Here is a 24,385-nt window from a genome sequence, read left to right on the forward strand (position 1 = left end):
CGAGCAACTCGGTGTCTCATACTAATTCATTTGAGCCGCGCCCTGACTAGCCAGGACAACGCCCCATCAGACGATAATTCCTGCTATTTGCCATTGGTTCCACTCGATAGCGCTTAACCCACCCCGTGCAACCATGCTTCATAACAACAACTACCGAGCTAAGACGCACTAGCGACATCGTCTTCGGCTAAGATCAAACTCAGTTGTTCGACAAACTGTGTTAATTGCGCCAGCCACTCATCCTGTTGCATCTTTGGCTGAATGACTAATTTAACCTTCATTTTATCATCATCAATTCCAACTGTCGCTTTTAATTTTGTTTTTGCCAAGGCCTTAAAAATATCTTTAGTATCTAGCTTAGCCGTCCCTTGTTTGGATAACGTTAGGTGTAGCTCACTATCGTCACGCTGAATCTTCTCAATCAGCGCGTCATCCGCCAGTAACTTCAGCTTACCTACTGCTAATAGTCCAGCGACTTCTACCGGATAATCACCAAACCGATCCATTAAATCATCCTGAACTTCCATGTACTGATCATTATTCTCCAGCTGGCGAATCCGTTTATAAATTTCGATCTTTTGCCGTTCATCTTCAATATAGCTGGTCGGCAAGTAGGCTTCGATTCCAAGTTCGACCGTGGCATCGGTCTTAACTTTAGCCGCCTGACCACGCTTCTTCGCCACTGCTTCTGACAACATCTGGGTATAGAGGTCATAACCAACTGAGTCAATAAAGCCGTGCTGTTGCTTACCTAACAAGTTACCAGCACCCCGAATCGACAAGTCGCGCATCGCGATTTTAAAGCCAGATCCAAGTTCCGTAAAGTCCTTGATGGCCTGTAACCGTTTCTCACCAACTTCTGTCAAAACTTTATTTTGCTGATAAGTAAAGTAAGCATAGGCGACCCGACTACTCCGACCAATCCGGCCACGCAACTGGTATAGCTGTGACAGTCCCATCCGGTCAGCATTTTCCACAAATAAGGTGTTGACGTTTGGAATATCAACCCCGGTCTCAATGATCGTCGTTGTCACTAACACATCGTACTCACCCCGAATGAAATCGTAGAGAATCCCTTCGAGTTGTGACTCAGGCATCTGACCATCAATATGGGCCACCGCCGCGTCAGGAACCAAGTCTTTGATCTGTGCAACGACTTTATCAATATCATGAACCCGGTTATGCAAATAAAAAACCTGCCCATTACGTTGCATTTCTCGTTCAATTCCCTCTTTAATGACGCCAAAATTCTGTTCCATGACGTACGTTTGGATCGGATAACGGTTCGTTGGCGGCGTCTCAATCACTGATAAGTCCCGTACACCGAGCATCGACATGTGTAATGTTCGCGGAATCGGCGTTGCCGTTAACGTCAAGACATCCACACTAGCCTTCAAGGCCTTCAGTCGTTCCTTATGCTTGACCCCAAACCGTTGTTCCTCATCAATAATGAGCAGGCCCAGATCAGCAAACGCGACGTCCTTAGACAGTAAGCGGTGCGTACCAACCACGATGTCAATTTCACCACTCTTTAACTGTTGGACCGTCTCTTTCATTTCCTTAGTTGTTCTGAATCGTGACAGCATGCCAACGTTAATCGGGTAGCCTTCAAACCGATTCAGCATCGTTTCATAATGTTGCTGAGCTAAAATGGTCGTTGGCACTAGAAAGGCCACTTGTTTGCCGGCCTCAATCGCCTTAAACGCGGCCCGTAACGCGACTTCCGTCTTCCCATAACCAACATCGCCGACCAATAGGCGGTCCATCGGTTTCGGTCGTTCCATATCATGCTTGATTTCATTAATACTACGAATTTGATCCGGCGTCTCTGGGTACGGAAAATCGTTATCGAAATCATCTTGATAACTATCGTCCGGTGGAAAGGCGTAACCTTTCTCTGCCTCTCGCTTGGCATACAGGTCGACTAGTTCATCCGCGATATCTTCAATTTTCGCCGCGACTTTGCGCTTCGCTTTCGTCCATTCGGTACCACCCAACTTATTGATGCGTGGCGTCTTTGATTCTGACGAAACGTACTTTTGAACTAGGTTTAACTGGGTCACGGGAATAAAGATCTTCGCATTATTTTGATACGCAATCGTAATGTAGTCTTGATGGACACCATCAACTTCCAGCGTCTCCATACCAACGTACTTTCCGATCCCGTGATTGACGTGCACGACGTAATCGCCGGGTTTGAGATCCGTATAACTCTTCAACCGTTCGGCATTAGCCAAGGTCTGACGACGTGGACGCTTCTTAGCCACCTTCTTGAACATTTCTTGCTCGGTTACGATGACTAATTTACCATCCGGAAACTCAAATCCATTTTGCAAGCTACCTTGCACGATTTGAACCGCACCCGGTTGTAAATTAGTGGCCTTAGTCATAACCGCTTCGATTTCAAAATCATCAAGCGTATCACTGACCTTTGTCAGACGCTCAGCCTCTGATACCATCAAGACCACCGTCTGTTTAAGCTTATGCCACCGATCCAGTTCGGTCTTCAACGCTGGGAGCTGCCCAAAAAATTCCTGCATCGGGCGTGTGCGCACGTTAGTTACTTGCGCTAGTTTGACGTTGCCGATGCCCTTTTGAAACAGCGAAATCAAGAGTTGTGCATGTTGGTCATCCCGGAGCAAATCCCGAATATCATTGCCGTAACTCGCAGTTGCCAGCACCCGGTGATGTGCCAATTGGTCCGTAACCCAGTCAGCTTCTTGCGTTAATAACTGCTGCTCACTATCAAGCAAACGCGAATATTCTTCGAAGATAACGAGCCCGTCAGCGGCCACATAGTCAAAAATACTCGTTTTCCGGTCGTATAAATAATCGCCATATAATAATAAATCGTTTCCGATAATTCCTTTTTCCATGTCAGCTAAAGGTTGTGCTAAATTATCGGCCAAAGTCTGGCGTTCGGCTGGCTTGAGTTTCTTATTTTCAGCCGCAATCGCCGTTTTAAGACGCTGTGCCCCGGCCTGCAGCATAGCTGATGTTAGGATAAAGTCGGTAGCTGGTAAAATCGTATACTCATCCAAGTTTTCCACCGAACGTTGCGTTTCCGGGTCAAAATACTTCAGTGTATCAACTTCAGTATCAAAGAAGTCCAGTCGTAAAGGGTAGTCCGCATCTAACGGGTAAATATCCACGATTGAGCCCCGTACCGCAAAATCTCCTGGGCGTGCGACTAACTTTTCCTTAACGTAACCCATGTCGTGTAGTTGCCGCTGCAAGTCTTCCAAATCAATATCTTGACCAACGGCTACCGGTAACGTGGCTGCTTGAAATTGTGCGACGGGCGGCAAGAACCGCCGGGCACCTGCAACCGAGGTCACGACCACTGCCGGACTGTCACGCAATAAGGCGTTTAAAGCCTGGACCCGTTGCGCTCGTGACTCTGGTGAACTTGTCGCAACCTCCGTCGCAATCATTTCTTCAGCTGGGAATAAAAAAACTTGGTCTTCATCTAAGAGACTCGTTAAATCATCCACTAGCTGACTCGCGTGAAAACCGTTATCGGTCACGATCAGTAATGAATGCGTTAATTGGTGAAATAGCGCGCTTAAATAAACCGTTCGTGCCGAACCGTTCAATCCGGTGATTAGTTGCCGACTACGCGGGCTGATACCTGCTAAAATTGTTTGAAAGTCGGGCGTTTGCTCAACAATCGTTTCAATATCCATTCTGTCGTTTCCTCCCGGGCTAGTTATATTGATTCATAACTGCCGCAAAATCATCATTTGCTAACCAAGCTTCGACCGCCGCTAGCGCCGTAATCTTAGCATCGTCAAACTTTGCCACTTCGGCTGGCGTAAATTTCCCCAACACGTAATCAACAACACTCATCTTCTGAGGATGGTCAATACCAACTTTAACGCGCTTGAAGTGCTGATCACCAACATGACTAATAATGCTCTTGATGCCATTATGACCACCCGCCGATCCCTTTTGCTTGAGGCGTACTTTTCCTAATGGTAAATCTAAATCATCATGTATAACGAGCAAATCAGCAGGATCAACATTGTAATAGCTCATCAACGGTCCCACCGCTCGTCCAGAATCATTCATATAAGTGGCGGGTTTCACCAGTAAAATCTTCTTACCGTCTTGAAAAGCCGTTGCCACCTGTGCTTCAAATTTACTCGTTTGAAACGTAACGTTTAGTTTGCTAGCTAATTCGTCCACAATCATAAAACCAACATTATGACGTGTCTGGGCATATTGCCGCCCAATGTTGCCTAACCCAACGATCATTTTCATAATTTTATCTTCTCCTATTACTTTGCATACCAAAACAGGCCGAACCGGTAATCGACCCGATTCGGCAACTCTGAGTAACGATACCACCTAAGTCGTATTGGCACCACTACTCACACCGTGACCGACGCGCCCGCCAGTCAAGTGTTCAAAAGTTAGCGTTTATTAAGTGCGATAAGTATACCACAAAGGGCTTATTGACGCCCGCCAAAGGGTTTTGCGGACATTGTTAATAATTGTATTAAAAGCATGCTCAATCTAACACTTATTTTGCACAAACATGGTATACTTTAACCGTAAAAACTAAATTTTCACTACGAGAGGATGACTTATTTTGTCAAGCATGCCAAATCATCAAAAAGTTGTGTTAGTCGGCGACGGCGCTGTTGGTTCTAGTTACGCTTTTGCCATGGCACAACAAGGAATTGCTGAAGAATTTGTAATTGTCGATGTTGTTAAAGATCGGACAAAGGGTGACGCCCTTGATCTTGAAGACGCCCAAGCATTCACCGCTCCCAAGAAGATTTACTCAGGCGAATATTCAGATTGTAAGGACGCTGACTTAGTTGTTATTACAGCCGGTGCGCCTCAAAAGCCTGGTGAATCACGTTTAGACTTAGTTAACAAGAATTTAAATATCCTATCATCCATTGTCAAACCAGTTGTTGACTCCGGCTTTGACGGCATCTTCTTAGTTGCTGCTAACCCTGTTGACATCTTAACTTACGCTACTTGGAAATTCTCAGGTTTCCCAAAGGATCGTGTCATTGGTTCAGGGACTTCCTTAGACTCTTCACGTTTACGCGTTGCGTTAGGCAAACAATTCAATGTTGATCCTCGTTCCGTTGATGCTTACATCATGGGTGAACACGGTGATTCTGAATTTGCTGCTTACTCAACTGCAACCATCGGGACACGTCCAGTTCGCGATGTCGCTAAGGAACAAGGCGTTTCTGACGAAGATTTAGCCAAGTTAGAAGATGGTGTTCGTAACAAAGCTTACGACATCATCAACTTGAAGGGTGCCACGTTCTACGGTATCGGGACTGCTTTAATGCGGATTTCCAAAGCCATTTTACGTGATGAAAATGCCGTTTTACCAGTAGGTGCCTACATGGACGGCCAATACGGCTTAAACGACATTTATATCGGGACTCCGGCTGTGATTGGTGGAACTGGTTTGAAACAAATCATCGAATCACCACTTTCAGCTGACGAACTCAAGAAGATGCAAGATTCCGCCGCAACTTTGAAAAAAGTGCTTAACGACGGTTTAGCTGAATTAGAAAATAAATAATCATTTCATACGATTAAATGTATGATGAACGCTCGTCTATAGCAGACGGGCGTTTTTTTGTTTGCTTGAGGGTACCTTAGCGATTCATTAAAGCGCAACACGCACTAAAGGCTATTTTTAAAACTTTCTTATCACGATTACCGGCCTTGAAGTTTGCACTCATCTCACTTCTGTTATAAGGTGAGAATATTACGAATATATGGAGGACCAACTTAATTATGAAACATAAACGTGGACTTATGATTGGGGGCAGTATCCTCGGTCTCCTCGTCATCGGATATGTTGCCACGAGCTTAATCTGGCAACATCAACAAACGTTCCTCAGTAATACGTCGGTCGCTGGTGTTGACGTCAGTGGTAAAACCGCCGCTCAAGCAGCACCGAAAGTTAATCGCGCTTTAGAACATCGCACTTATCGAATTATTGAAAACGGCCAAACAAAGTACTCATTTACCAGCAAATCAGCCGGTATTACAATCAATACTAAAAAAGATTTAACCAAATTAGTGACCAAACAAAACTACTGGCGTTGGCCCCTTGCACTATTGCAATCGGCTCAGGCTGATGATAGCTCAGCGGTTGGACAACTAACCATCAATCACACTGATTTGAAAACCCTACTACAAAAAATCACCACGACTGCCAATCAAACCAAACGAACAAAAACTGAAAACGCCAAGTTAGTTTATCAACATAACCAAGTTGAGATTAAGAAAGAAGTTCAAGGAACCGAATTAGATCAAGCTAAACTTAAGACGGTCGTCACCAAAGCAATTAGTAATGGTGACAGTCATATCACCCTTAAAGACGCCTACGTCACTCCGACCGTTACCAGCACGAGTGCTAGTTTAAAGACGGCCAAAGTAAAATCAGCGAAATACGCTACCGAAAAGGCCACCTATAATATCAACGGTCATAAATTCACGATTCCTCACGACCTAATTCTCAGTTGGATTAAAGTCGATAAGCAAGGCAAAGTGAGTTTAGACCAAAACGCTGTTCTGACTTACGTGAAGCAATTGAATGATAAGTATCATACCTATCATACGACGCGTCAGTTCAAGAGTACGGCGCGTGGGACCGTATCCGTCAGCGGTGGGTTTTATGGCTGGACCATTAAGACCGAAGCAGAGGCCAAAGCCCTTGCTACTGAAATTTTGAAAGGCAAGGACTTTACCCGCTCACCAATCACCAGTGGTTCCGGATATAACAACAAGGGCACCGACATCGGCAACACCTACGTCGAAGTTGATAAAGAAAATCAGCATATGTACGTCTACGTTGATGGGAAGCTCAAAGTTTCAACGGACATCGTTACTGGAAAGCCCGGTAAACACGCTACAACAACGGGTGTTTGGTACATCTGGAATAAGGAAAAGAACGCGACCCTTAAAGGTGATAATGACGATGGCTCAAGTTATTCCCAACCAGTTTCTTATTGGATGCCGTTCGATGACACTGGCGAAGGAATTCACGATTCTTCATGGCAAACTCAATATGGTGGTACTTGGTACAAGAAGCACGGCTCGCATGGTTGTGTGAACACCCCACCTTCTGTCATGAAAAAAGTTTTTGCTGCCGTGCCAGTCGGAACACCAGTCATTGTTTTCTAATTTAAATCTAATTTAACCAAGCCGGTCTGAATGTTATCAGGCCGGCTTTTTCATCCCTTTTAGCCGTCGTTTGATGTCATAATGATACGTGTAAGCGGTCGTTTTATGGTATTATTTATTAAAACAAACTAATAAATCTGGGGGACCAACTGCTATGCTATTAAAAACACTCGTAAAGCCTAAAGAACGCCTCGTCACCATTACGGCGGACGCGACCTTAGAGGACGCCTTAAAAGTCTTGGAGGATTCCGGCTTCCGCTGTATTCCAATCTTAGATGAAACCGGTCATATCTTCCGCGGCAACATCTATAAGATGCACATCTATCGGCACAAGTCACGGGGCGGCGACATGTCGCTTCCCGTGACGACCCTGCTTAAAAATGCCACGAAAACGATTCAAGTCGACTCCGCCTTCTACAACATCTTCTTCTCCATCAAAGATTTGCCATACATTGCGGTGCTCGATGAACACGGCTATTTCTATGGCATTCTCACTCATACGCGTCTGCTCGACATGCTCTCACAATCTTGGAACGTTAATGTTGGTAGCTATGTTTTAACAGTTGTCTCCGTTGGTGAACGCGGCGACCTTGCAGCCATGGCTAAGATTATCACGAAATATACTTCAATCGCCGGCTGCCTGACCTTAGACGTCCAAAACGGGACACTCGGTTATCGGACGCTCTTTACCTTGCCAGAAAATGTCGACAGTGAAAAGCTCAAACGAATTATCGACAACTTGAATCGCAAACAATTTAAAGTCATCGAAGTGGAAGATTTACAAGCTGAATAATCACAGTTGCCCCGAGGTTACCTTGGGGCTTTTTTTATGAGATGAATTTTCAGTTCAAAAGCGACCAGCTTAAGACTGCTGAAAACAGTTCGAATTAGGACGATCATTGCTACCGAGCAGTTAACAATCCAAAACGCGTTGACCATTTCAAAATAATCAACCAAAAATCAAATTAACCACATTTCATTAAATGAATAAATAAGAGACCGGCGTAATATGCGAAAAACCATCTTCACATACTACGCCGGTCGTTCTTAATATTAAATTCAGTCACACCCTACTGAATCCGGTCACTAAAGTGCAAGACCCGATCCAAGCTGTACATAATTGGCGCAGTGATACTCATGATAATCAACTCTGATAAAGCAGTTGTTAGATACGTCGGCCAAAAAGCGACACCACTACTCATCATGGTAATCATCAGTGCGATCATAAACATCGAAACGGTGAATAGCGCGATATTCAGTAACATCCGTTGCCAAACCGTCTTCAACTTAGGGGCCAACCACGTCAATACCAGCAGGGCTAATAATGATTGGCCGCCACCAAAGAGAACGTTGAGGAGACTCGCACCGGGACCAAAAGCGTCAAACAAAATAACGCCAGCAACAATTCCCCAAATATACTTGCGATTGAACACGGCTAAGTGGTTCAACCCTTCAGAAACGCGGAATTGAATTGCGCCCGATGCCAAGCTAAAAGCTGCGGGGCCTAGGCATAATACAACATACATTGCAGCGACTAGGGCGTTGATAATCCATGGTCGAATTTTTGATTGTGTCATTCGCTTAATTCCTCCTAGTTTTTTTAACGTGGGATGGTTACGAACCACGTATTGATTGAAACAAAGCGAATATAATCGTAGCACGCTCTAGTAGTTCCCGCAAGCTTGCTAATTGAAAATGCTGGTAGGAATAAATAAGTTACCTAATGTAGCCGCCATTACCGCCTTAATTGCTGGCATCCGGTTGCCGGCCTCTTCAAAGACGACCGCCTGCTTACTCTGGAAGACATCATCCGTAATTTCAAACGCCGTCATTCCGTACTGTTCGCCTAATTTGGCTCCCAGCTGCGTCTTTAGATCGTGTAGTGCTGGTAAGCAATGCATGACAATCGTCGATGACTTGCCAGTAGCTGCGAGTAACGCAGTATTAATTTGAAACGGCAATAGTTGCTTGATCCGCTCACCATAGTCGACCTGCTCGCCCATTGAGACCCAGACATCCGTATAAAGCGCATCAGCCTGAGTAACGGCTTGTTGCGGATCAGCCGTAATCACGACCGTGCTCCCAGCTGCCTGCGCATACTGTTGGGCCAACGCGACCACTGCTGGGGCTGGCTGTAACGCTACCGGGGCCCCGATAGCGATATTGATGCCGAGCATCGCTCCCGCCACAAGTAAACTATTAGCCATATTATTGCGACCATCACCAACGTACGCTAACGTCAACCCTTTTAAATGACCAAAATGTTCCTTTAATGTTAAAAAATCCGCTAAAATCTGCGTCGGGTGCCACTCATCGGTCAATCCGTTCCAGACTGGCACACCACTATAGGTCGCTAAGTCTTCGACCGTGCTTTGTTTAAAGCCCCGAAATTCAATACCATCATACATGGACCCCAGTACTTTCGCCGTATCAACAACTGACTCCTTCGTCCCGAATTGGATGTCGTCCTTACCCAAAAACTCTGGATTCGCGCCCAGATCATTAGCCGCCACAGTAAACGCAGAACGTGTCCGTGTTGACGTTTTTTCAAACAGCAACGCAATATTTTTTCCTTGTAAATAAGGGTGTGGGATATGGTGTGCTTTAAGGGTCTTCAAGTGACTAGCAAAGTCAATTAAGTAAGCTAATTCTGTTGGTGTATAGTCGATTTCCTTCAAGAATGACCGACCTTCAAATTGATTATTCATTCGTCGTGACCTCCGTTGTCAAAGTTGTCAGTACCTTTGCAATCAAGGCAATCCCAGCTAATAAATCGGCCGGTTGCATCACAATTGGGGGTAACAAACGTAACGTATTATCGCCAGCTGATAACGTCAATAAGCCTTCTACTTGTAGCCGGGTAATGACTTGATTAACCGGGATTTGTTCATCTAAGTGGATTCCAATCATTAGGCCCTTCCCCGTGATTTGTTTAACTACCGGTATCGGTTCGACTTGAGTCGCTAGGGCTTGCCAGACAAGTTCGGCATGGGCCCGAACCGTCGTTAACAGCGCCGGTGTTAATTGGGTCAAGACACGTTTTGCCGCCGCCATAGCAACAGTATTACCGGCGAACGTCGAGCCATGGCTGCCCGGACCAAAGGCAGTGGCTAATTGCCGCCGACCAACCATTGCCCCCACTGGCAAGCCATTCGCTAAGCCCTTGGCGACCGTGTAGATATCAGGATCCAGGCCGTAACCTTCATAGGCCATCCGGTAACCAGTCCGACCGATTCCCGTCTGCACCTCATCAATAATCAACAAAACACCCGTTGCTTGGCATTTCGCATTAACCGCTTGTAACCAAGCTGTTTGTCCCGCAAAGACGCCGCCTTCACCTTGAACGACTTCTAAAATAACGGCCGCCAACTCTGGTGTGATTTTGTCCAAAGCCGCGTCGTCATTATAGGTTGCAAACGTGATGCCAGGCACTAATGGCGCATAGCCAGCCTGAATATGAGGATTGCCCGTCATCGACATAGCGCCATAGGTTCGACCGTGAAATGAATGCTGAAAAGCTAAGATGCCGGTTTTACCTGTGTACTTCCGTGCGAGTTTTAATGCAGCTTCATTAGCTTCGGTTCCGGAATTTGCAAAGTATACGAGTCGCTCTTCACCATTCGCTAACAGGCCGGCAACGGCATCTTGTAATTCATTTTCGTATAAATTCGACGTATGCCAGATATGCGTCAACTGCTGGGTGACGGCTGCCTGAATTTGTGGTTGGTGATACCCAAAGTTGCAGACCCCGATTCCCGCTGTAAAATCTAAATACGTCTTGCCATGATTATCAGTCAGATGAACGCCCTGACCATCCGTAATGGCAAATGGAAAACGTTGATAGGTTGGAAACACGTGTTGCATGGTCATACGGCCACCTCCTGAATAATTGCGGTTCCTGGTTGATCGATTGCATTCGTAATAATAGCCTGCTTGACTCCCGTCTGAATCGCGGCAATTGCAGCTTGAACTTTGGGTTGCATTCCCGCGGTGATCACAGCTGTTCGAATCAATTGCTGAGCTTGTTGTGGCGATAGTGATGTCATCACATTACCGTGATGTATAATTCCCGGGACATCGGTTAGCAAAACCAATTTTTCAGCATGTAGTTGTTGGGCTAGCACGGTCGCTGCCATATCCGCATTGACATTGAGCCATTGTCCCGTCTCGGTTAAGGCTAAAGGGGCCAAAATACCGATATGATGAGCCAACAATTGCATTAATTGCACTTGATTGACAGCGGTGAGCCGGCCGACATACCCTAGCTGTCGATAATCAATCAATTCACCAGTTAGTAACTGATTATCCGCCGCATTGAGCCCCAACACAGGTAGGTGATGTTGCGTTAATTTTGCAAGTAAGGCTGGTTGTGCATCTCCTAGCAGGGCCAACTTGGTGAGCACTAAGGTCGCCGCATCCGTCACCCGCAACCCGTTCACCTTATGCACGGGCAAAGCAAGCTGAGTCGTCAGTCGATTGATCATTGGCCCCCCACCGTGTACGATCAGAATCTGATAATGCTGTTGGTACCACTGTGCGATTTGGTCAAAGAAAGTGGTGCTCAATTGGCTAATCGCCTGGCCCCCAATCTTAATTACAATTAATTTTGTCATTTTCACCACCTCCGTTTAAGTATGATAGCTCGCGTTAATTTTGACGTAGTTGTAAGTCAAGTCACAACCCCAAGCCTGACCACTTGCTGTACCGTGATGTAAATCAACATCGATCATAATCTGGTTATCACGTAAGGTCGCCTGCACCGCTGCCATATCAAAGTCAACGGCCAGACTTTGTTGAACAAGTAAAACGCCGTTCATTTCAATATCGACCGTCGCCACATCGATGTCTGCATCAGTGGCGCCAATCGTGCTAATGATTCGCCCCCAATTCGGGTCTTCACCGAAAATGGCCGCCTTAACGAGGTTAGAGCCAACAATTGCTTTGGCGATTTGCTGACCATCAAACGTTGTAGCGGCGTGGACCACATTACATTCGACTAACTTGGTCGCACCCTCACCGTCAGCGGCAATTTGCTTGGCAAGTTGGCCTAAGACATAGTGCAACGCCTGATTAAAAATATCATAGTCGGTGGTACCCGCTTGTAAACTCGGATTATCTGCCAGACCATTCGCCAACGTGACCACCATGTCATTAGTAGACGTGTCACCGTCAACAGTAATTTGATTGAATGTCTGATCAACGTTAGTACTTAGCATGTCCTGTAAAACTGGCCCGTCTATTTGGGCATCGGTGGTGACAAAACCAAGCATGGTTGCCATCTTGGGATGAATCATTCCAGAACCTTTGGCAAAACCGGTCAAGGTAACTAACTGGCCGCTGAGTTCACACTGCACACAGACGGTTTTTGGATGCTGGTCTGTCGTTAACACGGCGTAGGTCACCGCGTCACTCTTCGTTGGTGTCAATTGCGGCAAGCCGTTTTTGATTTTATCCATGGGTAACTGAGCACCAATCAGCCCAGTTGAAGCAACGCCAATCAAGTTCGGCGCCACGTTTAGTTTATTCGCTAACCAGGCTTGTTCTTGCAGCGCATTCCGCCACCCCTGCTCGCCAGTACAAGAATTGGCGATTGCACTATTCAGCAGCAGTCCCTGTAATTGGTGGCCCTGGTCGATCATCTGTTTAGTTAACTTAGTTGGTGCTGCCTGAAACTGATTCGTCGTATAAGTTCCAGCCGCACTGGCAGGCACTTTTGAAAATAGCCAACCAAAATCTTTTTTATGACGACGAAGACCAATATGAATGCCATCACTGTAAAAACCTGCCGGCCACTGAAAGGCAACCGTTTCAAACTTCGTATTCGTTAAAACTTGCATCTGCATAACTTCCTCTCTTATTGCACCTTATCAGGGAAATACAGGTAACGTCGGTAATCCGGCCGTAACCGCGAAATCAAAATAGCGATTAAAATTCTGAACGGCCTGCCCCGCAGCACCTTTCATCAAATTGTCAATGACGCTCACAACCACGATGGTGTTCGTGACCGGATTATAATCAACGCCTAACGCACAGTTATTAGACCCAACAACGTCCTTGAGCGTCGGCATCCCCGTTGGTAGCACTTGCACGAACGGCTGCTCATGATAGGTCGCGGTAAAAGCAGCGCGGACCTGCGTCGTTGTCAATGCTGACTTCGCTTTGGCATAAATAGTCGTCATAATCCCACGCGTTACTGGAATCAAAGTGGTAGTAAATTCAATCGCAGAAATCGCGGACCACCACTGCTGTAACTGTTGCATCATTTCAGGGATATGTTGATGTTGATTCAACTTATATAAACTCAAATTATCATTCACAGCGACGTAATGACTCGCAGCTGTCGCTCGTTTGCCAGCACCAGATAAGCCGGACTTAGCATCCACAACAATCGAAGTCGGTTCGACCAACTGCTGCTGAGCAAGTGGCGCTAGTCCTAATAACGTAGCAGTCGCATAGCAGCCGGGATTCGCAATGTAGGTGGACAACGGCGCCGGCATATCAGCTAAGCCGTAGCTAGCCTGCGCCAAAGCGGTCGCCGATGCTGGATCACGTTGGTACCACCGCTGATATTGCTCTGGATCATGCAAGCGGAAGTCACCAGATAAATCGATGACTGGAAAATGAGCAGCGATGAATGGTAATGCCAATTGTCGCGTGATACCCGCTGATGTCGCAAAGAACACAATCGCGTTATCGCGCATGATTGCCGTCGCATCGAATGGTCGAATAACCGCCGTTTCTTTCTGGTACATGGCTGCCACCGTCTTTAATGCCACCGTAGTTGCTCCCACGTGCCCGTATAATTGGATGCGATCAATCTCGGGATGTTGTTTCAAGAGCCGGTACAACACCGTGCCACTGTACCCCGTAACGCCAACTAGCGCGACTTGCATATAATCACCTCAAATATTCAAAAATAGTGTATTAGCTGCATGTTCATGCAGAAAGTATGATTCACACTATATTCTCATCGCTTTTAAATTGCAAGCTTTATTGAAAAAATATTCATTTTTATTCTATTAATTGCATATTTTTAGCTTTATTCAGTGATTTATGCATTTAATATGTATTTTTAATTGACATCCACAATAAAATGATGTTTACTTATCCCATTAACCAAAATGAAATTTTAACCAAATTATCAGAAAGGGTGCGATTGGGATGAACAAATACTTAACTTTAGCAGACGGCACACAGTGGATTGGAACGGCAATTGGGGATTGCCAGCTAGAGGCTGCGGGGCGCATCGTCTTCAATACGGGAATGACGGGTTATCAGGAAACATTGACTGATCCATCCTACCTAAATCAAATGATTGCCTTCACTTACCCATTAATTGGTAATTATGGTATCGATCCGACCGTGGCCCAGGCACCAACAATTGGCGCACAAGCCATCATCGTTCACGAGCTGGCCACTTTTAATGATCACTATACTAGTCGCCAATCACTGGCAAGTTTTCTGACAATCCACCATGTAGCCGGCATTGAAGGCGTCGATACTCGTGACCTAACGATTCACATTCGCCAAACGGGAGCCCAGATGGCAATCTTGAGCAATCATCCCATCACTGATTTTGAAGCGCAACTCGCCACATTCGCACCCCAAGTACTAACGGCTACCCCCCTCCCAGTAGCGACGACCACCATCCGTCCACGCGTCGCGATTCTCAACTTTGGTGAAAAAGCAGCTATCACCGCTGAATTGCAAGCCCGGGGCGCGGACGTTGTTGTCCTTCCACCTACAGCTAGTCTCAAGGCCGTGGCCGCGTATCACCCTGACGGAATTTTGTTATCCAACGGTCCCGGTGATCCGACTGACTATCACACTTACTTAGCGACCATTCGCCAACTCGCACAACGTTATCCGCTGGCTGGCATTTGCCTTGGTCATCAGTTGATTGCACTCGCCTATGGTGCTCGGACTTACCAGCTTTCCTTTGGTCACCACGGGCTAAACCATCCGGTACAAGCCTGCGCTGACGGTCGTATTATCATGACTTCGCAAAATCATGATTACTCCGTCGATCCGGCATCGATCAAGGGCACCCCGCTGATCGTCACGCACACTGAATTAAATGACGGCAGCATTGAAGGCTTGCGCCTACCGCACCAGGCCGTAATGTCGGTGCAATTCCATCCCGAAGCACACCCGGGACCCCAGGAAGCTGGGCAATTTTTCGATGATTTCTTACTAACAATTCAAAAGGAGGCGGTTGTTAATGCCTAAAAACAATGCCATTCATTCGATTGCTGTCATCGGTTCTGGTCCAATCAAAATCGGTCAAGCCGCTGAGTTCGACTATGCCGGTACTCAGGCTTGTCTAAGCCTTAAAGCGGCCGGCTATCATGTCATTTTGATCAATTCAAACCCAGCAACCATCATGACTGACACGGCCACCGCCGACGAAGTCTACTTAGAACCTCTGACTTTGACCAGTGTCACTAAAATTCTGCGGGCCGCCCACCCTGATGCTTTGCTCCCGACACTTGGTGGACAAACCGGATTGAACCTAGCGATGGCGTTAGATCAGGCTGGCGTTCTTAATGAGTTGAAGATCCAACTGCTAGGAACTTCCCTAGCCACCATCAATCAAGCTGAAGACCGGGCAGCATTTAAAACACTTATGAAGCGGCTCCATCAACCGATTCCAGCAAGTACCACTGTTCACCACGTGACCAGTGCATTGTCGTTTGCTGAAAAAATCGGTTATCCGGTCATTGTTCGTCCAGCCTTTACACTCGGGGGTTCAGGTGGCGGCATTGCCAATAATGCCGCCGAATTGACCCAAACGTTACAGCGGGGGTTGACCATGTCCCCCGTCACCGAGTGCTTGATTGAACAAAGTATCGCCGGCTTCAAAGAAATTGAATTCGAAGTCATGCGTGATAATCAGGGTACCAAGATCATCGTCTGTTCCATGGAAAACTTCGATCCGGTCGGTATTCACACTGGCGATTCTATCGTGTATGCCCCCGTTCAGACTTTGACTGACACTGAATATCAGCAGCTACGAACGGCGGCTTTGACGATTGTGGAAGCCCTCGACATTAGAGGTGGGTGCAACGTTCAACTCGCTCAAGACCCGAATAGTCGTCAGTACTACGTCATCGAAGTGAACCCGCGGGTCAGTCGTTCATCGGCGCTAGCTTCTAAAGCGACGGGATATCCAATTGCCAAAATTGCAGCCGATATCGCAATTGGTCTAAATTTATCTGAGATCAAGAATCCAGTCACGCAGACAACCTACGCGGCCTTTGAACCAGCTTTAGACTATGTGGTTGCCAAAATCCCCCGGTTTGCGTTTGACAAGTTTCCAACGGCCGACGCTCACTTGGGAACACAGATGAAAGCCACGGGGGAGGTCATGGCGATTGGGTCAACCTTGGAGGAAGCCACGCTCAAGGCGATTGCTTCGCTTGAAATCGATCCCAAGACCCAAGCGTCCTTGACCCCTGACCACCACGTCACCACGACTGAATATATCGACCAATTGACCCACCCGACAGATCAGCGGCTCTTCTATCTATTGGCGGCGCTGCAAGCGGGTTGGCCGTTAGCAAAATTAGCGACGCTAACGCAAATCACGCCATTTTTCTTGAGTAAGTTACAGCACATCGCCCAACTCATCCGGAATATCAAGCAAGTGCCGACGTCCCAACACCTCTTATCGGCGAAAAAGTACGGTGTGAGTCTGGCGACCATGGCGCATTATGCCCAAACTTCGGTAGCGACCATTGCTGCCATGACTGCTGATTTACCCTTCGTTTATAAAATGGTCGATACGTGTGCTGGTGAATTTGCCAGTGTTACACCATATTTTTACAGCACTGCTTTTGGACAAACTAACGAGAGTCACCCACTAGGACACAGTATTTTAGTACTCGGATCAGGCCCCATTCGAATCGGACAAGGCATCGAATTCGACTACACCACCGTTCACTGTGTCAAGGCCATTCAACAAGCTGGCTACCATGCAATCGTCGTCAATAACAACCCCGAGACGGTCTCCACCGACTTTTCTACCTCGGATAAGCTTTATTTCGAGCCACTAACAATCGAACGTTTGATGCCAATCATTGCGTTGGAGCAACCCGCGGGCGTCATCGTTCAATTTGGGGGCCAAACTGCGATCAACCTTGCCCATCAGCTAACTAAATTAGGAGTCACCGTCCTAGGAACCAGTGTGTCCGCTACCGATTTGACCGAAGACCGGCAATCTTTTGCGGACTGTTTACGTCTACTAAAGATTGCCCAAGCCGCTGGAACGACCGTAACTGAGTTATCCGGTGCCCGTCAAGCAGCTCACGCAATCGGTTACCCCTTACTCGTACGGCCAAGCTTTGTACTCGGCGGCCGGGCCATGGCAATCGTTCATAACGATCATGAGCTCACGCCAGTTATTAAATCAGCGGTGGCAGCTGGCCATGGTGCGCCTATCTTAATGGACCAATACTTGGCGGGAACCGAGTGTGAAGTTGACGTTCTCTCCGACGGAACGTCGTGCTTCATTCCAGGAATCATGGAACATATTGAAGGTGCTGGCGTTCATTCTGGCGATTCCATTACAGTCTATCCACCACAGCACCTCAGCCCTGCTGTTCAAGATAAGATCGTCACCATTGCCACCAAATTAGCACAACACCTCCACTGTGTCGGTATGATGAACATTCAGTTCGTCGTCACCGATGATGTCTACGTAATCGACGTTAATCCGCGGGCAAGTCGAACAGTTCCTTACATGAGCAAGGTTACTCACTTGCCACTGGCACAATTGGCAACCCGGCTAATTCTCGGTCAAAGTTTAGCAACCCTTGGCCTAGTCCCCGGACTCTTGACACCCGCTCCACAACAAATTGCTATAAAGGCCCCAGTCTTCTCTTTCAATAAATTGCCACAATCACCAGTCGTTTTAAGTCCTGAGATGAAATCAACTGGTGAGACTCTTGGTATCGGCCCGACTTTCACGACCGCTTGGCATGCCGCCATGGCTGATAGTTATCACTTAGAGACTTGGCAAACCGTGGATGGTCTCATCACCGATATTGCCACTGTGGCGCAACCCGCGGTCCAGGAACTGTTCGCGGCTAACCACCTCACCGTCACAACAATCGCTAACACGACTGATTGGCCTGCAAAGACTAAAGCAGTGGGTTTCACGCTTAATGACCAACCTGATAATCCCGTGGCTATCGCTGCATTGAATCATGGACAACCATTGATTACGGCGATTGATACGCTTAAGACCCTATTGGCCAGTACGACAACGATGGTAAGCGAATAAGCCTGCTTCTTCGTACTTAGTCCAACTAACGAAGTCCCCTGGATGGCCATATCAAGCTCACCACCATGCGATCCTGTTTTTTCACAGCAAAAATGCTTATCAAGACTGGTATCTCGCCAATCATCTTGATAAGCATTTTTTAGTCATCACCCAGCAACCTGTCCATCATGAGCGCCAAAGTTTAATTTATCTTGAATCCGATGCCGAAATTCAGCAAAATCGACACTCAACCGTGACCGTGGATGTGGTAATGGATTTGTCACAATTTCTTTGATTCTCCCAGGACGAGGCGTCATCACAATAATTCGGTCACTCAAGTAGACTGCCTCATCGATATCATGAGTAACTAAAATCATCGTCGTCTGTGTCTGCTGCCAAACCTGTTCGATGACATTCTGAATATCCGCACGTGTAAACGCATCAAGAGCCCCCATCGGCTCATCCAAAAGTAGGAGCTGCGGGTTCATGATAATTGACCGCGCGAGGGCAGCTCGTTGGGCCATCCCACCAGAAACCTGATGCGGATAAGCATTTTCAAAGCCTTTTAGCCCCATCAATTCAATATAATGGTCGACCAATTGGTGGTCATAATGCCGACCACGCGTCACTTTCAGGCCGACACTAATATTCTCCTTGATTGTTGACCATGGAAAAAGGCTGCCATGTTGGAAAACATAACCGCGAGAATTATCTGGTCGCTTAATCTGCTGATTATCGATCGTTAGCTGACCGCTAGCGGGATGGTCTAATCCAGAAATCAGGCGTAGTAACGTGGTCTTACCACAACCAGACGGCCCAATGATTGCTACGAACTCACCCGGATTGACGGTGAAATCAATATCATCTAGCACGTCGATCTGATGACCATCATTGTCTTGAAGCCGCTGATTAACATGTTGAACTGCAAGTAATCCCATCTTATAAGCTCCTTTCTAGTGAGCACCATCGCGCCAACGTAGGCAGTAATCTTGAACTTTGGTAAACACCGCAAATAACACTGAAAACAGAATCGCCATAATCACAATTGCCGCATAGACTTGTGTATAATTCCCGGTACCCTTTGCCCAGTTGATAAACCAGCCCAGTCCGACCTTAGCACCAATCATCTCGGAAATTACCAGCATTGTAAACGACAATCCCATTGCCGTATAAACGCCAGTAAAGATACTTGGCAACGCTCCGGGAAGGACGATTTTGCGGATAATCTGCCACTCACTAAATCCTAAGGTCTTTGCTGATTCGAAGTATTCCTTGCTAATCCCTTGAACGCCACCAATCGTCATGAAGGCCACTGGAAACCAAACCGAGAAGGCAATCAAGAAGACTTCGGCCATGTAACTAGTCGGAAAGATGACCATCGTCAGCGGCATCCATGCAGCCGCAGGGATAATCCCGATGACCTTCAAGTAGGGGAATGCCCAGTAGTTAAACTCACGATAGCGTCCCATGCCCAAACCAAGTAAGATTCCAAGAATGGTCCCAATCACAAAACTAATCAACCAAAGCGCTAATGATGACAACGTCGAAGCCCAGAGCAAGCCGGCATTTTCGCGCATCTGGTCCAAGATTTGTGCAAAGCTCACGAAGAAAGGCTGTTCTAGAACGGCAAACTTTTCGGTCAGAAGATCCTGCACGATCAGCAAGCCAACTAACGAAACGTTCAACTGGGCAAAATGTCCATTATACCGGCGAATTCGACCATTTGTAACTGCGCCAATCAGCGTAACAATCAATAAATAAGCAAAGTACCCACCTAAAAACCAATGATACGTCTGATTATTAACGGTTTCCTGTGATACAACCAATTGGTTTTCAAAATACGCAATTGCTAATACGACTAAACTAACAATGTTCCAGGTCAAGTGCCAGGGCTTCCAATAACGGCCAGTTGTCTTAGCTGCCTGCACAACTTTTTTTCGACTCAATTGGACTGCTGTTATTTGCATACTATTCTACCTCCTTGAACTTAGTTCTTAGATAAATCTGGATACCAATAAGCTTGCTTCAACAATTGCTTGTTATTCGTATTCTTCTTCAAATATCCTGCTTGCTTCAATTGCTTGATATAATAACTTAAATCTTCTTTACCTGTCTTAAGATTTAGTTCAAAATGTTCATCTTTCAAGATCTGGGTCACATTCTTCACATTGATAAACTTCGTCTTGGAGACATACCCCTTATTTAATTCAATCTTTGCTGTCTCTTCAGGATGGTTATTGATCCAAGCAGCGGCTTGTTTGTATGAACGGACAATGGCCTTAGCCTTCGCTGGATTCTCTTTGACTAACTTGCTCGAAACGTACAAGTAACAGCAAGCACCCTTTGATTTCATTCCCATTGCAGCCATCTTAGCATTGCCACTATTGTTATTATTATCAATAATGGTCTTAAACCCAGATTCCTTTTGTGCTTGGTAAGCATACGGATCGACCGTCCCAATTGCATCGACCTGCCCCTTTTCAGCCGCCTTTGCCAATAGATCAGTGCTGTAAACCTTCCACGTTACTCCCGTCTTCGGATCAATACCCGCATGTTGAAGTGCAATGGACGTCACGTATTGTGGTGTTGAACCCTGAGCCGGAATTCCAATCGTCTTGCCTTTTAAGTCCTTAACACTCTTAATGCTTGAGTTTTTCGGAACCAGCAACTTGATACAGCCTTGGTGGATTCCACCAACAGCTTTGATTTGCGCCCCGTTTTGAATCGCAGGTAAGTATTGAAAATCACCATTTTGCGCGTCATATTTGCCACTAGCAAAACCCGCTTCTAGGTCACTGATATCCCGCGGGTTCGCTACTAGTTTGGCCTTGATACCATTTTTCTTAAAGAACCCCTTCTCATACGCGATATAATTTGGCGCATTACAAATAGAACCGTCCTTAGCTGGTATCGTTACTTCACCATACTTATAGGTTTTAGATGTATCCTTACTACTAGCACTGCTACTGCCGCAGCCAGCTAATACTGTTCCCAGTGCAATAAAACTTAATAACCCAAAAATAATTTCCTTTTTTCGCATACGCGAAGCCTCCCCAAAAATATATAATAAAAAATCGCCCCACTGTCGTTATGACAGAAGGACGATGACTCGTGTTACCACCTTTAATTCGACTATTTTTCGCAAAATAGTCCTCAGCAGGTACGTCAATCTCACTGAATTGAGATACCTTTGTCCGTTTATCGGGGACCACCGTCAGCGCTTAATCATTCGGCACTGAATGCTCCAAGACCATTTTCAACCATGCGGGAATACCGGCTTGCACCTGACCCGGCTCTCTGAAAAACCCACGATTGATTTACTTATCTCATCACCGCATTTGAATAATTAGAATATAATTAGATTATAGTTCTAAGTTCACACTTGTCAACACAAAATTTAATGTTTCTAATTTTTGATTTGAATTCAGTCGTTCTTTTATCGTTGTCAAATCAACGTTTTGCGTCCATTATCAGCTATTGAAATTAGTTTTGAGTTATCAGTTGCTCAAGCAAAAATTAAAATTAGATGAGTTGTTAAGCAAGCCGACAGTTAGTTTTCTATTTTTCAGCACTTGTTCGTCCTATTCCGGATTTCGGGGCTAGTTGCCAATTGCTGGAACGTAGCCGACGTGAAGCGCCTTACAATTAGATGTCGTAGAGCGTGTTTACACTACGCTGAACTTTTTCAAGCAAATCTAAGCTGGCTGATTCTGACCCCCAGAAATCTGCATGGCATTACTGTCTTTCAGTGATCGGTAACGCCGGGATCTCGTTGAATAGAATTGGAACGGTTTCAAGAGTCACCTCGGAGAATTCTAGGCCGAACCATTTGGCAGGCGTTGTCGCGTATTTTTTAATCATTAATTTCGTCTCGATCACTAATCGATCCAAGCGGGATAACCGACTACCATTTTCTAACTTCTCCTCGATGATAACGAAGCGGAAGTCACCGACATCGCGGCCAGAAGTGACTGAATATGTCTGCTTTTGCGCCGCTAAACGTCCAGTAGCCATTAAGTCGCGGACAATCGTCCGTAAATAGCGGTTAATATCTTGGCGGACACGAAAGCCCAGGTATAACTTAACAGTTACCAAATAGTCCGTTGCTAACGTGTCGACAGTATACTCCGCGGTATACGGTTCATCCGTGATTGTCACATTAACAAACCAGTAGACGTCGGCACGTTTCGGCCACTTGTCTAAAATCGAATATAATACCTTTCGCTCCACTTGGTCGCCATCCATTCGGCTTGTTAGGAAGACCACGTTCGTCTGGAACTTGTCCACCGTCTGATCGTTACGTAACTTAGCAAGCTGGTCCTGATATTGTCGTAAACTAAGCGGGAGGTTATGTTGTCTGACAATTTGTTCGCCACGATACCACACAGCCATCACTAGGAAAATTAGTAAAGCAAGTCCGACCGCTACGTAGCCGCCGTGCCAGAACTTGGCTGCGCTGGCAATCAGGAAAATTACTTCGATGGTCGCGAAGAAACCGGTCAGTAGTCCCGCACCGATTAATGGTAAGCGCTTTTGCCGTAAAAACGCGTAGATCAAAGTGGTCGTCATCAGCATTGTCAGTGTGATGGCTAACCCGTATGCAGCTTCCATTCTTTCACTAGTTTGAAAGAAAATCACCAGCATACTCGTCACGCCCCACAGCCCCCAGTTAACGACCGGTAAATACATTTGGCCCACTGCTTTACCGGGGTAAGTAGTCAGTAATCGGGGGAACAGTTTCAGTCGAATCGCTTCACTAACTAACGTAAACGACCCACTGATCAGCGACTGTGACGCGATAATGGCCGCGAGCGTCGCAAAAATCACTGCCGCCATCGTCAGGCTAGCAGGTAACATTGCAAAAAAGGGATTCACATGGCCCTGAATCGCTTGGCCGGGACCTAAAATCCATGCGGCCTGACCGAAATAGCTGAGTAGTAGGCAAGCTTTGACATACGGCCAGCTCAACCGAATATTCGTTTTGCCGACGTGCCCCAGGTCACTGTATAGAGCCTCAGCACCGGTCGTTGCCAGAAAGACGCTCCCTAGAATCAAAATTCCCACTTTGTTCGCCGGGCTGATCAAGAGTAACCACGCATAATAGGGATTCAGTGCACGTAGGATCGTCCAATCCTGCACCAGATTAACGAAGCCACTGACTCCCAAAAACGTGAACCAGCCCAACATGATGGGGCCAAATAACTTGCCAATCGTGTTCGTTCCAAAACGTTGCAGCATAAATAATAGGGTGATAATTCCAAGTGTAATCAGTATAATCGTATTTTGGCTGGCACCAAACAGTTGAACGTATGCTGGTACATCGCGTAAGCCTTCGATGGCAGTCGTAACTGTCACTGCGGGAGTTAGCGCCCCATCCGCCAGTAACGCAGCCCCACCAATCATGGCCGGAATGACTAACCAGCGAGCACGATGACGCACCAATGCGAATAATGAAAAGATACCGCCTTCGCCACGATTATCCGCGTTTAACGCAATCAGAACGTACTTAACGGTCGTGAGCAACGTCATTGTCCAAAAAACTAGCGAGACGGCCCCCAACATAAACTTCTCATCAACGGCCTGCATCCCACCTTGACCGGTAATGATGGCCTTCATCACGTATAACGGACTGGTTCCAATATCACCATATACAACGCCCATCGCGACTAACAATCCTGCCACCCGATGCTTATTGAACTGAGCCTGTTTACTCATTATGCCCCCATCCTTTCACCGATATTCACGAGTTACAGCCAATCGTCCCTCGTTATAATGGGTTCAACTAGCTTACCTAATCGTCATCAGAAAGGCAATCATAATGCACAATAACGTTAGCTCATCACTAAATGCTCCAACAGGCCCTGTAACATTTACCGGTAGCCAATTTAGAAACTAAAAGCGGGTTTCAATCCAGTCATTAACTGAATTGAAACCCGCTGATTATCCATACTC

At 46.5% G+C, this 24,385-nt stretch carries 17 protein-coding genes, 1 riboswitch and 1 other annotated feature; of the genes, 5 read left to right on the plus strand and 12 right to left on the minus strand.

The genetic code is table 11. The features are described from left to right. Positions 1-158: 158 nt before the first annotated feature. Positions 159-3,686, minus strand: coding sequence for a transcription-repair coupling factor (mfd, locus tag ACWQAU_RS00055; RefSeq protein ID WP_011101049.1), 3,528 nt, complete (start codon positions 3,684-3,686; stop codon positions 159-161). Positions 3,687-3,705: 19 nt separating this feature from the next. Then, positions 3,706-4,263, minus strand: coding sequence for an aminoacyl-tRNA hydrolase (pth, locus tag ACWQAU_RS00060; protein ID WP_021356688.1), 558 nt, complete (start codon positions 4,261-4,263; stop codon positions 3,706-3,708). Between the two features lie 331 nt (positions 4,264-4,594). Here pth and ACWQAU_RS00065 point away from each other — a divergent pair, with 331 nt between their 5' ends. From ACWQAU_RS00065 to cbpA, 3 genes are all read left to right on the plus strand, one after another. Then, the gene (locus ACWQAU_RS00065) at positions 4,595-5,557 is read left to right on the plus strand and encodes an L-lactate dehydrogenase (protein WP_003642078.1); all 963 of its coding nucleotides are present in this window, start codon (positions 4,595-4,597) and stop codon (positions 5,555-5,557) included. A 218-nt stretch (positions 5,558-5,775) separates the two neighbouring features. Next, positions 5,776-7,170 (plus strand): L,D-transpeptidase family protein, encoded by a 1,395-nt coding sequence (locus ACWQAU_RS00070; protein WP_022638510.1) that lies wholly within the window; start codon positions 5,776-5,778, stop codon positions 7,168-7,170. A gap of 154 nt (positions 7,171-7,324) precedes the next feature. Beyond that, a complete protein-coding gene (cbpA, locus tag ACWQAU_RS00075) occupies positions 7,325-7,963 on the plus strand; it encodes a cyclic di-AMP binding protein CbpA (protein WP_003643849.1) in 639 nt (212 codons plus the stop codon). Between the two features lie 277 nt (positions 7,964-8,240). On the opposite strand, the gene ACWQAU_RS00080 is transcribed toward cbpA, so the two are convergent. From ACWQAU_RS00080 to argC, 6 genes are all read right to left on the minus strand, one after another. Beyond that, positions 8,241-8,747: a QueT transporter family protein gene (locus ACWQAU_RS00080; protein WP_003642074.1), complete on the minus strand. Its 507-nt coding sequence runs from the start codon at positions 8,745-8,747 to the stop codon at positions 8,241-8,243. A gap of 8 nt (positions 8,748-8,755) precedes the next feature. Next, a riboswitch (PreQ1 riboswitch) is annotated at positions 8,756-8,801 on the minus strand. Between the two features lie 54 nt (positions 8,802-8,855). Then, positions 8,856-9,878, minus strand: coding sequence for an ornithine carbamoyltransferase (argF, locus tag ACWQAU_RS00085; RefSeq protein ID WP_021356429.1), 1,023 nt, complete (start codon positions 9,876-9,878; stop codon positions 8,856-8,858). Continuing rightward, on the minus strand, positions 9,871-11,040 hold the full coding sequence (locus ACWQAU_RS00090; protein ID WP_027821478.1) for an acetylornithine transaminase: 1,170 nt from the start codon (positions 11,038-11,040) through the stop codon (positions 9,871-9,873). The genes argF and ACWQAU_RS00090 overlap by 8 nt, the downstream gene beginning before the upstream one ends. Beyond that, positions 11,037-11,783: an acetylglutamate kinase gene (gene argB, locus ACWQAU_RS00095; RefSeq protein WP_003642071.1), complete on the minus strand. Its 747-nt coding sequence runs from the start codon at positions 11,781-11,783 to the stop codon at positions 11,037-11,039. The genes ACWQAU_RS00090 and argB overlap by 4 nt, the downstream gene beginning before the upstream one ends. Positions 11,784-11,798: 15 nt before the next feature. Next, positions 11,799-13,007 (minus strand): bifunctional glutamate N-acetyltransferase/amino-acid acetyltransferase ArgJ, encoded by a 1,209-nt coding sequence (gene argJ, locus ACWQAU_RS00100; RefSeq protein ID WP_079111769.1) that lies wholly within the window; start codon positions 13,005-13,007, stop codon positions 11,799-11,801. A 30-nt stretch (positions 13,008-13,037) separates the two neighbouring features. Next, on the minus strand, positions 13,038-14,063 hold the full coding sequence (argC, locus tag ACWQAU_RS00105) for an N-acetyl-gamma-glutamyl-phosphate reductase (RefSeq protein ID WP_027821480.1): 1,026 nt from the start codon (positions 14,061-14,063) through the stop codon (positions 13,038-13,040). 268 nt (positions 14,064-14,331) lie between these two features. On the opposite strand from argC, the gene ACWQAU_RS00110 reads away from it, so the two are divergent. Both ACWQAU_RS00110 and carB read left to right on the plus strand, forming a co-directional pair. Continuing rightward, entirely contained in the window at positions 14,332-15,399 is a 1,068-nt protein-coding gene (locus ACWQAU_RS00110; protein ID WP_027821481.1) for a carbamoyl phosphate synthase small subunit, read from the plus strand. Beyond that, the gene (gene carB, locus ACWQAU_RS00115; RefSeq protein WP_027821482.1) at positions 15,392-18,454 is read left to right on the plus strand and encodes a carbamoyl-phosphate synthase large subunit; all 3,063 of its coding nucleotides are present in this window, start codon (positions 15,392-15,394) and stop codon (positions 18,452-18,454) included. The genes ACWQAU_RS00110 and carB overlap by 8 nt, the downstream gene beginning before the upstream one ends. Before the next feature lie 146 nt (positions 18,455-18,600). On the opposite strand, the gene ACWQAU_RS00120 is transcribed toward carB, so the two are convergent. The 4 genes from ACWQAU_RS00120 to ACWQAU_RS00135 form a co-directional block, all read right to left on the minus strand. Next, on the minus strand, positions 18,601-19,371 hold the full coding sequence (locus tag ACWQAU_RS00120; RefSeq protein ID WP_003642066.1) for an ABC transporter ATP-binding protein: 771 nt from the start codon (positions 19,369-19,371) through the stop codon (positions 18,601-18,603). Positions 19,372-19,386: 15 nt separating this feature from the next. Further along, the gene (locus tag ACWQAU_RS00125) at positions 19,387-20,400 is read right to left on the minus strand and encodes an ABC transporter permease (RefSeq protein WP_003646522.1); all 1,014 of its coding nucleotides are present in this window, start codon (positions 20,398-20,400) and stop codon (positions 19,387-19,389) included. Positions 20,401-20,420: 20 nt separating this feature from the next. Next, entirely contained in the window at positions 20,421-21,473 is a 1,053-nt protein-coding gene (locus tag ACWQAU_RS00130; protein ID WP_003642064.1) for an ABC transporter substrate-binding protein, read from the minus strand. 54 nt (positions 21,474-21,527) lie between these two features. Next, positions 21,528-21,775: a binding site (T-box leader), on the minus strand. Between the two features lie 393 nt (positions 21,776-22,168). Beyond that, positions 22,169-24,148 (minus strand): KUP/HAK/KT family potassium transporter, encoded by a 1,980-nt coding sequence (locus ACWQAU_RS00135; protein WP_033608010.1) that lies wholly within the window; start codon positions 24,146-24,148, stop codon positions 22,169-22,171. Positions 24,149-24,385: the final 237 nt, after the last annotated feature.

This window comes from Lactiplantibacillus sp. 3062, from assembly GCF_055413545.1.

Coding starts and splice junctions, on each gene's coding strand:
- argC (WP_027821480.1), bottom strand. CDS start 14,063: ATGCAAGTCGCGCTAGTTGGCGTTACGGGGTACAGTGGCACGGTGTTG.
- ACWQAU_RS00070 (WP_022638510.1), top strand. CDS start 5,776: ATGAAACATAAACGTGGACTTATGATTGGGGGCAGTATCCTCGGTCTC.
- mfd (WP_011101049.1), bottom strand. CDS start 3,686: ATGGATATTGAAACGATTGTTGAGCAAACGCCCGACTTTCAAACAATT.
- pth (WP_021356688.1), bottom strand. CDS start 4,263: ATGAAAATGATCGTTGGGTTAGGCAACATTGGGCGGCAATATGCCCAG.
- cbpA (WP_003643849.1), top strand. CDS start 7,325: ATGCTATTAAAAACACTCGTAAAGCCTAAAGAACGCCTCGTCACCATT.
- ACWQAU_RS00135 (WP_033608010.1), bottom strand. CDS start 24,148: ATGAGTAAACAGGCTCAGTTCAATAAGCATCGGGTGGCAGGATTGTTA.
- ACWQAU_RS00120 (WP_003642066.1), bottom strand. CDS start 19,371: ATGGGATTACTTGCAGTTCAACATGTTAATCAGCGGCTTCAAGACAAT.
- carB (WP_027821482.1), top strand. CDS start 15,392: ATGCCTAAAAACAATGCCATTCATTCGATTGCTGTCATCGGTTCTGGT.
- argJ (WP_079111769.1), bottom strand. CDS start 13,007: ATGCAAGTTTTAACGAATACGAAGTTTGAAACGGTTGCCTTTCAGTGG.
- ACWQAU_RS00125 (WP_003646522.1), bottom strand. CDS start 20,400: ATGCAAATAACAGCAGTCCAATTGAGTCGAAAAAAAGTTGTGCAGGCA.
- ACWQAU_RS00090 (WP_027821478.1), bottom strand. CDS start 11,040: ATGACCATGCAACACGTGTTTCCAACCTATCAACGTTTTCCATTTGCC.
- ACWQAU_RS00110 (WP_027821481.1), top strand. CDS start 14,332: ATGAACAAATACTTAACTTTAGCAGACGGCACACAGTGGATTGGAACG.
- ACWQAU_RS00080 (WP_003642074.1), bottom strand. CDS start 8,747: ATGACACAATCAAAAATTCGACCATGGATTATCAACGCCCTAGTCGCT.
- ACWQAU_RS00130 (WP_003642064.1), bottom strand. CDS start 21,473: ATGCGAAAAAAGGAAATTATTTTTGGGTTATTAAGTTTTATTGCACTG.
- argB (WP_003642071.1), bottom strand. CDS start 11,783: ATGACAAAATTAATTGTAATTAAGATTGGGGGCCAGGCGATTAGCCAA.
- argF (WP_021356429.1), bottom strand. CDS start 9,878: ATGAATAATCAATTTGAAGGTCGGTCATTCTTGAAGGAAATCGACTAT.